This window comes from Actinotalea sp. C106, assembly GCF_023630195.1.
GTDB lineage: Bacteria > Actinomycetota > Actinomycetes > Actinomycetales > Cellulomonadaceae > Actinotalea.
Window position 1 is genome coordinate 1 of the sequence record NZ_JALPKN010000157.1, and the last position, 7,483, is coordinate 7,483.

A 7,483-nucleotide genomic window follows, 5' to 3' on the forward strand; every position below is an offset into this window, starting at 1 on the left:
TGGGCGCGCCGGCGAAGGCAGCGCGGAAGGCGGCCGTGGCCCGGGCGGAGCCCTCGGCCTGGGGCCAGGCCTCGAGCCACTCGACGGGCGCGCCCGGGCCGGTGGTGGTGGACGTGCTCACAGGGCGACCTCCTGCAGTCGGGCGGCGATGCGCTCGGGGGTGGTGTCAGAGATCCACGAGGCCATGCCCGACTCGACCCCGGCCAGGTACTTCAGCTTGCCAGGGGCGCGCAGCACCGAGATCACCTGCAGGTGCAGGCGCCCGAGCTCGCGGCCCTCGCCGACCACGGCCTGGTGCCAGCCCGCGATGTAGGGCAGCGGGATGGGGGCGCCGCCGACCTCCTCGGGCTCGACGAAGAAGCGGTCCAGCCGGCGCAGCAGCTCGAGGTAGGCCATGGCGAGGTCCTCGCGCTCGGCCTCGGTGAGACCCGGCAGGTCCAGCACGTCCCGGTTCGGGGCCAGGTGCACCTCGACGGGCCAGCGTGCGGCCGCCGGTACGTAGGCCGTCCAGTGCTCGGTCTCCAGGACCACGCGGGTGCCGGCACGACGCTCGGCGTCGAGCACGTCACGCAGCAGGTGGCCGCCGGTGCGCTCACGGTGGGCGGCCGCCTGCCGCAGCATCGCCTGGGTGCGAGGGGTCACGAAGGGGAAGGCGTAGATCTGCCCGTGCGGGTGGGGCAGGGTCACCCCGATCTCCTTCCCGCGGTTCTCGAAGCAGAAGACCTGCTCGATCCCCGGCAGGGCCGAGAGCTCGGTGGTGCGGTCCGCCCAGGCCTCGATGATGGTCCGCACGCGGCGCGGGGTGAGGCCTGCGAAGGAGCCGGTGTGGTCGGAGCTGAAGCACACGACCTCGCAGCGTCCGGCCGCGGGGCGCGCCTGCCACAGCTCCTCGCCGTCGACGTCCCAGCCGTCCTCGAGGCCGACGCCGGGCAGCTGCATGAGCGCCGGGAAGCGGTTCTCGAAGACGACGACGTCGTAGTCGGTGTCGGGCACCTCGCCGTCGGAGTAGTCGGTGCCCGAGTCCGCCGGGCGGGCCGGGCACAGCGGGCAGGCGTCGGCCGCGGGCAGGAAGGTCCGGTTCATGCGGTGCGAGGCCATGGGGATCCAGTCCCCGGTGAGCGGGTCGAGGCGCATCTCGGGGCCCGCGGGAGGCTGCTCGACCCCGTCGGCGTCGACCCTCGGCTCGAAGCGTGGGGGCAGCGGGCGTGGGTCGTCCAGGCGGCGGGTGCGCTCGCCCGAGACGTAGGCCTCGGTGTCGTCGAAGTAGATGAGGTCGCGGCCGTCGGCCATCTGCGTCGCGGTGCGACGGACGGGTCCGGCGGCGGTGTCGGGTCGGGGTGTCACGGTGGTCCTCAGGGTGCGGGGGCGGGTGCGGGCGTGGCAGCGGGAGGGGGTGCGGGGGCGGGCTCGGCGAGGACCAGCTCGCCGACCTGCTCGCGGGCGGCGTGAGCAGCCTCGCGGCCCAGGCCGGTGTCGCTGATCAGGACGTCGACCTCGGTCAGGGCCACGATGCGGCTCAGGCCGACCTCGCCCCACTTGGTGCGGTCGGCCAGGACGACCGTCTGGTTCGCGGCTGCGACGAGCGCGCGGTCGGTCTCGGCCTCGAGCAGGTTGGGCGTGGTGAGCCCCGCGTCGACGTCCATCCCGTGCACGCCGACGAACGCGACGTCCACGCGCAGGGTCTGCAGGCTGGCCGTGGCGACCGGGCCGACCAGGGCGTCCGAGGGGGTGCGGGTGCCCCCGGTGAGCACCACCGTCAGGTCGTGGTCCTCGGGGCGGTGCAGGGTCTCGGCCGCAGGCAGGGAGTTGGTGACCACGGTCAGGGGCCGCAGGGTCGGGGTCTCGGCGATGAGCGCGGCCAGCAGGTGGGTCGTGGTGCCCGCCGACAGCGCCACGGCCCCGCCGGGGGAGATCAGCTCGAGGGCTGCCCGGGCGATGGCCTGCTTCTCGGGGCCGGCGAGGGTGCTCTTGGCGAGGAACCCGGGCTCGTGCGCGGCGTGCCGGGCGTCGACAGCCCCGCCGTGCACCCGGTGCACCAGGCCGCGTCGGGCGAGCTCGGCGATGTCCCGGCGGACGGTCATGTCCGAGACGTCGAGGTCGGCCACCAGGTCGGCCACCCGGACGGCCCCGCGCGCGCGGATCTCGCCCAGGATGAGGTCCTGCCGTTGTTGCGCGAGCACCTCAACAGTATTCACCAAGAACGGACAGAATTCGAACATGACCGGACACCCGAGCGGGTGAGGTCGTACTGCACCGCCTGGGCTTCGCGTCCGGCCCGCGGGCCAGGGGCGGCCTGAGGCCTCGGGTCAGCGCCCCACGGGAGACAGGCCCAGGGACCGTCCGGCAAGCCCGCGCGAGCGCGTGGCCAGGCCGCGGGCGACCTCGTGCAGCACCCGGGCGCCGGGGGAGTCGGGGTTGGTGAGGGTGACCGGGGTCCCGCCGTCGGCCGCGGCCCGCAGCTCGGTGTCCAGGGGGATCTGCCCCAGGAGGGGGACGGGCGCTCCGGTGGCCTTGCCCAGGTTGTCCGCGACGGTCTGGCCGCCCCCGCTGCCGAACACCTCGACCCGCGACCCGTCGGGCTGCTCGAGCCAGGACATGTTCTCGATCACCCCGACGATGTGCTGCCGGGTCTGCAGCGCGATCGACCCGGCGCGCTCGGCGACCTCGGCAGCCGCGACCTGCGGCGTCGTGACCACCACGAGCTCGCTCGAGGGCAGCATCTGGGCCACCGAGATCGCGATGTCCCCGGTCCCGGGCGGCAGGTCGAGCAGCAGCACGTCCAGGTCTCCCCAGAAGACGTCCGCCAGGAACTGCTGCAACGCGCGGTGCAGCATCGGGCCGCGCCAGACCACGGGCTGCCCGGGGGGCACGAACATCCCGATGGAGATGACCTTCACCCCGTGGGCCACCGGCGGGATGATCATGTCGTCGACCTTGGTCGGCGTCTGCTGGACGCCCAGCATCCGGGGGATCGAGAAGCCGTAGACGTCGGCGTCGACCACCCCGACCTTGAGCCCCTGCTCGGCCAACGCGACCGCCAGGTTCGCCGTGACGGAGGACTTGCCCACGCCGCCCTTGCCCGAGGCGATCGCGTAGACCCGGGTCAGGCTGTCGGGCTGGGCGAAGGGGATCACCGGCTCGCCCGCGCCGCCACGGAGCATCGTCTTGAGCTCGTCGCGCTGCTCGGCGCTCATCGCCCCGAGCTCGACCCGCACCTCGCCGACCCCCTCGAGGGCCTGGACGGCGGCCGTCACGTCCTTGGTGATCGTGTCCTTGAGCGGGCAGCCCGCGGTCGTCAGGTCGATGCCGACCGTGACCGTCGCACCGGCCTCGGTCGTCGGGCCGGGTTCGACGTCGACCGAGCGGACCATCTTGAGGTCGGTGATCGGGCGCTTGATCTCGGGGTCGATGACCCCGGCGAGCGCGGCGGTGACGGACTCGACGGTGGGGGCGGACATGCCTCCATCGTAGGTTGCTCATCAGCGGGCCCGGTCGGCCGATCTTCCTGGGGGCGGAGGAGGGACGATGACGGCGGACCAGGGTTTCGCCCTGCTGTACCTCTGCGCTGCCATGACGGGCTTCGTGGTCGCGGGCCTGTGGTGGGAACAGCGCCGGTCGACGGCCGCGCGGTACCTGGCCGCCACGCTGGGGGCCAGTGCAGTGTGGGCGCTCGGATCCGTCGTCGTGGTGCTGTCCGCCGAGGCCCAGCGGTACGCGCTCGTCCCCGTGACCGTCTTCCCGGCGGCCGCGCTCTCGGTCGGCACCTTCTTCTGCCTGCTCGCCGCCGTGGCGGACCGGTCCTGGCACCCCGGCCCGGCCGTCCGCGCTCAGCTCGTCGGGCACCCGGTGGTGATGCTCCTGCTGGGTGCGACCAACGACGCCCACCACCTGATCCTGGCGCCGGCAGGGCCAGGGGACGAGTACCGGCTCACCTCCCTGTTCTGGGTGCACACCGCCTACTCCTTCAGCCTGATCGGCGTGGGCCTCGTCCGAGCGGTCCGGGCCCGGCGCCACGCCCCGGTGCTCCGCAGCGCCCGGATCACGGTGATCCTCGTGGCGGGCTGCCTGCCCAGCCTCACGGTGATCGTCCAGATCGCGTACATGACGGCCGCGGGCACCGTGATCAACGACCTCTCGCCGGTGGCCTTCCTGGTCGCCGGGCTCGTGGCCGCCCACGCGGTGCGGCGCCGGGGGGTGCTCGCCGTCGTGCCGGTCGCCCGCGCGCAGGTTCTGGACCGGCTGGGGGACGTCGTGCTCGTGCTCGACGAGGACGGTCAGCTGATCGACCTCAACCTGGCCGCCCGGGACCTGCTGGAACGGCTCGACGTGCCGATCGTCGACCCGGGGAGCGGGGCTCCCCAGGGCCTCGGACCCCTGGCGGACCTGGTCCGTGCCGGCACCGGCGAGCACCTGCTCGAGACGGCCGACGGGCACCGCATGCTCGACGTGCGGGCGACGCCCCTGACCGACCGGCGCGATCGCCCGGTGGGCACGGCCCTCGTGGCCCGTGACGTGACGACCGAGGTCGCGCACCGCGTCGAGCTGGCCCAGGCGAACCAGGCGCTGCGTGAGCACGTCGAGACGATCGACCAGCTGCGCGCCGAGGTGGCCGAGCAGGCCGTGCGCGACGCGATGACCGGACTGCACAACCGTCGCCACCTCGACGCGGCCCTCGCCGACCTCGAGACGGACCTCGTGGCTGGGGCCGGCCGAGCCTCGGTGATCATGCTCGACGCCGACCACTTCAAGCAGGTCAACGACGAGCACGGGCACGCGGTCGGCGACCGGCTGCTGGCCGAGATCGCCCACGTCATGGCTGCCGCGGCCCAGCCCGGGGAGACGGTCGCGCGCTACGGCGGCGAGGAGTTCGTCATGGTGCTGCCTGAGACCGGCGAGGAGGAGGCGCTGCGCCGGGCCGAGGAGCTGCGGCTGCGCTGCGGTCGCGTGGAGGTGCCGGTGCGCGGGGGAGGGACGCTCAGCGTGACCGTCAGCGCCGGGGTGGCGGCCTCAGGCCCGGGGCGCACCACACCGAGCGCGCTCCTGGACGCGGCAGACTCCGCGCTCTACGAGGCCAAGCGGCAGGGCCGCGCGCAGACCTGCGTCGCGCCGCTCAGCCGGCTCGTTCGTCCTCACGCTCGGGGGTGAGCTCCTCGAGCAGGTTGCGCAGCTCGGACCGCACGAAGTCGCGGGTCGCGACCTCGCCCAGGGCGATGCGCAGCCCGGCCATCTCGCGCGCGAGGAACTCGGTGTCGGCCAGAGACCTGGCCGCGCGCTGCCGGTCGTGCTCGAGGGCGACCCGGTCCCGGTCGTCCTGCCGGTTCTGCGCGAGCAGGATCAGCGGGGCGGCGTAGGAGGCCTGCACCGAGAAGAAGAGGTTGAGCAGGATGAACGGGTACGGGTCCCACCGCAGGCCGAACAGGGCGACCGCGTTGAGGGTCACCCACACGATGACGAAGCCCGTCATGTAGAGCAGGAACCTGCCGGTCCCCATGAACCGCGCGAAGGCCTCGGCCCCGCTCCCGATGAAGTCCGGGTCGAGCCTGGGCCGCCAGACGCGACGGTCTTCCTTGGGGGTGTCGAGGCGGTCAGCCACGGCCGGCCTCCATCTGCTCGGTCATCGTGCGGTCGGTGTCCTCGGCATCGGCCTCGCGCCAGTCCTGCGGGAGCAGGTGGTCCAGGACGTCGTCGACGCTGACCGCGCCCAGCAGGCGGCGCTCGGTGTCGACCACGGGCAGGGCCAGCAGGTTGTACGTCGCGAGCAGGCGGGTGACCTGGCTCAGCGGGGCGTCCGGAGCGACCACCTCGATCTCGGGGTCGACGAACACCCCGATCGCGTCGTGCGGGGCCTCGCGCAGCAGGCGCTGGAAGTGCACCACCCCCAGGAATCGCCCGGTCGGCGTCTCGAGCGGAGGCCGCGAGACGAAGACCATCGAGCCCAGGGCCGGGGTGAGGTCCCGACGGCGGATGTGGGCCAGGGCCGCAGCCACCGACGTCTCGGGGCCCAGGACCACGGGCTCGGTGGTCATCAGACCACCCGCGGTGTCGTCCTCGTAGGCGAGCAGACGCCGGACGTCCCGCGCCTCCTCGGGCTCCATCAGCTCGAGGAGCTCGGCGGCCTTCTCGACCGACACGTCGCTCAGCAGGTCCGCGGCGTCGTCGGGCTGCATGGCCTCCAGGACGTCGGCCGCACGGCCCAGCTCGAGGGAGGACAGGATCGCGACCTGGTCGTCGACCGGCAGCTCCTCGAGCACGTCGGCCAGGCGCTCGTTGTTGAGGGCCGTGGCGACCTCGAGGCGACGGGTCGCGCCCAGCTCGTGCAGCACGTCGGCCAGGTCCGCGGGCTTGAGGTCGTCGTAGGAGGCCAGGAGGAGCTCGGCCCCCTGCAGCTCGGGCCCGCCCGCGAGGGTCCGCACGTCGTCCACGTCGACGAGCAAGGTCTCGCCGCGACGGCGCAGCCCCAGACCGCCCTTGCCCTGCGGCCGGCGACGGACGAAGAGCTGGGAGACCAGCCAGTCCCGGGTGCGCTGCTGCTCGATCGCGACGTCGACCACGGTGGCGCCCCCGCTGCCGTCGACCAGCTCGACGTGGCGGTCCAGCAGATCGCCGATGACGAGGGTCTCCGAGGCACGCTGCTCGAAGCGACGCATGTTCAGCAGGCCCGTGGAGATCACCTGACCTGCGTCGATGCTGGTGACCCTGGTCAGCGGGAGGAAGACCCGACGCCGGCCCGGCACCTCGACGACCAGGCCCACGGCCCGGGGCGCGCCCTTGAGGCGCAGCAGCACGACGACGTCGCGCACCCGGCCCACCTGGTCCCCGATCGGGTCGAAGACCGTGGTGCCCACCAGGCGCGCGGCGAAGACTCTGTTCCCGGCGCTGCTCACGGCGTCAGCGTAGTGCGCAAGGGCCGATCGGGTCGGGGATGGCTCACGCGTGGTCGGTGGGGGAGAATCCCCCCATGACCATGAACCGCTCGGGCCGTCTCCCCGCCATCCCCACCATGCCCCGCGGTGAGCAGATCGCCGTGTACGAGGAGTACCTCGCGGCGCAGAAGGCCGTGGACTACCTGTCCGACAAGGAGTTCCCGGTCCAGCACGTGACGATCGTCGGCGCCGACCTGCACATGGTCGAGCGGGTCACGGGGCGGCTCACCTACTCGCGTGTCGCGCTCGCGGGCCTGGCCAGCGGTGCGTGGTTCGGGCTGTTCGTCGGGCTGCTGCTCTCGCTGTTCTCGAGCGAGGCGTCCTTCCGGCCGATCTTCCTCGGGATCGCGATCGGGGCGGCCTTCGGCATCCTGTTCTCGGTGATCTCCTACTCCTTCACCGGGGGCAAGCGGGACTTCACCTCGGCGAGCCAGATCGTCGCCTCGAGCTACGCGGTGCTGTGCGCCCCCGAGCAGGCTCACAAGGCCCGCGCGCTGCTCGCCGAGACGGGTGGTCCCGGTGTGGGCCGTGCGCGCGTGGCCCCGGCCGCGGCCCCGGCC

Annotated in this window: 7 protein-coding genes; 2 read left to right on the forward strand and 5 right to left on the reverse strand. The window is 73.3% G+C overall.

The window, feature by feature from the left end:
* Nucleotides 1–117 precede the first annotated feature (117 nt).
* The 3 genes from galT to L0B03_RS11315 all read right to left on the reverse strand — a co-directional run bounded on the left by galT (nt 118) and on the right by L0B03_RS11315 (nt 3,458).
* Nucleotides 118–1,290 carry a galactose-1-phosphate uridylyltransferase gene (gene galT, locus L0B03_RS11305; RefSeq protein ID WP_250445896.1) on the reverse strand — a complete coding sequence of 391 codons (1,173 nt, stop codon included), beginning with the start codon at nt 1,288–1,290 and terminating at the stop codon, nt 118–120.
* A gap of 62 nt (nt 1,291–1,352) precedes the next feature.
* Nucleotides 1,353–2,219 (reverse strand): DeoR/GlpR family DNA-binding transcription regulator, encoded by an 867-nt coding sequence (locus L0B03_RS11310; RefSeq protein ID WP_250445891.1) that lies wholly within the window; start codon nt 2,217–2,219, stop codon nt 1,353–1,355.
* An 87-nt stretch (nt 2,220–2,306) separates the two neighbouring features.
* Nucleotides 2,307–3,458 (reverse strand): Mrp/NBP35 family ATP-binding protein, encoded by a 1,152-nt coding sequence (locus tag L0B03_RS11315; protein WP_250445892.1) that lies wholly within the window; start codon nt 3,456–3,458, stop codon nt 2,307–2,309.
* 67 nt (nt 3,459–3,525) lie between these two features.
* Here L0B03_RS11315 and L0B03_RS11320 point away from each other — a divergent pair, with 67 nt between their 5' ends.
* On the forward strand, nt 3,526–5,145 hold the full coding sequence (locus tag L0B03_RS11320; protein ID WP_250445893.1) for a diguanylate cyclase: 1,620 nt from the start codon (nt 3,526–3,528) through the stop codon (nt 5,143–5,145).
* Here L0B03_RS11320 and L0B03_RS11325 read toward each other — a convergent pair.
* Complete coding sequence (locus L0B03_RS11325; RefSeq protein WP_250445894.1) at nt 5,111–5,593, reverse strand: DUF1003 domain-containing protein; 483 nt, start codon at nt 5,591–5,593, stop codon at nt 5,111–5,113. The two genes, L0B03_RS11320 and L0B03_RS11325, sit on opposite strands and share 35 nt — an antisense overlap.
* The gene (locus tag L0B03_RS11330) at nt 5,586–6,884 is read right to left on the reverse strand and encodes a magnesium transporter MgtE N-terminal domain-containing protein (RefSeq protein WP_250445895.1); all 1,299 of its coding nucleotides are present in this window, start codon (nt 6,882–6,884) and stop codon (nt 5,586–5,588) included. Before L0B03_RS11330 ends, L0B03_RS11325 begins: the two co-directional genes overlap by 8 nt.
* 74 nt (nt 6,885–6,958) lie before the next feature.
* Here L0B03_RS11330 and L0B03_RS11335 point away from each other — a divergent pair.
* Nucleotides 6,959–7,483: general stress protein (locus tag L0B03_RS11335; RefSeq protein WP_308200044.1), on the forward strand; the 525-nt coding region annotated here is incomplete at its 3' end.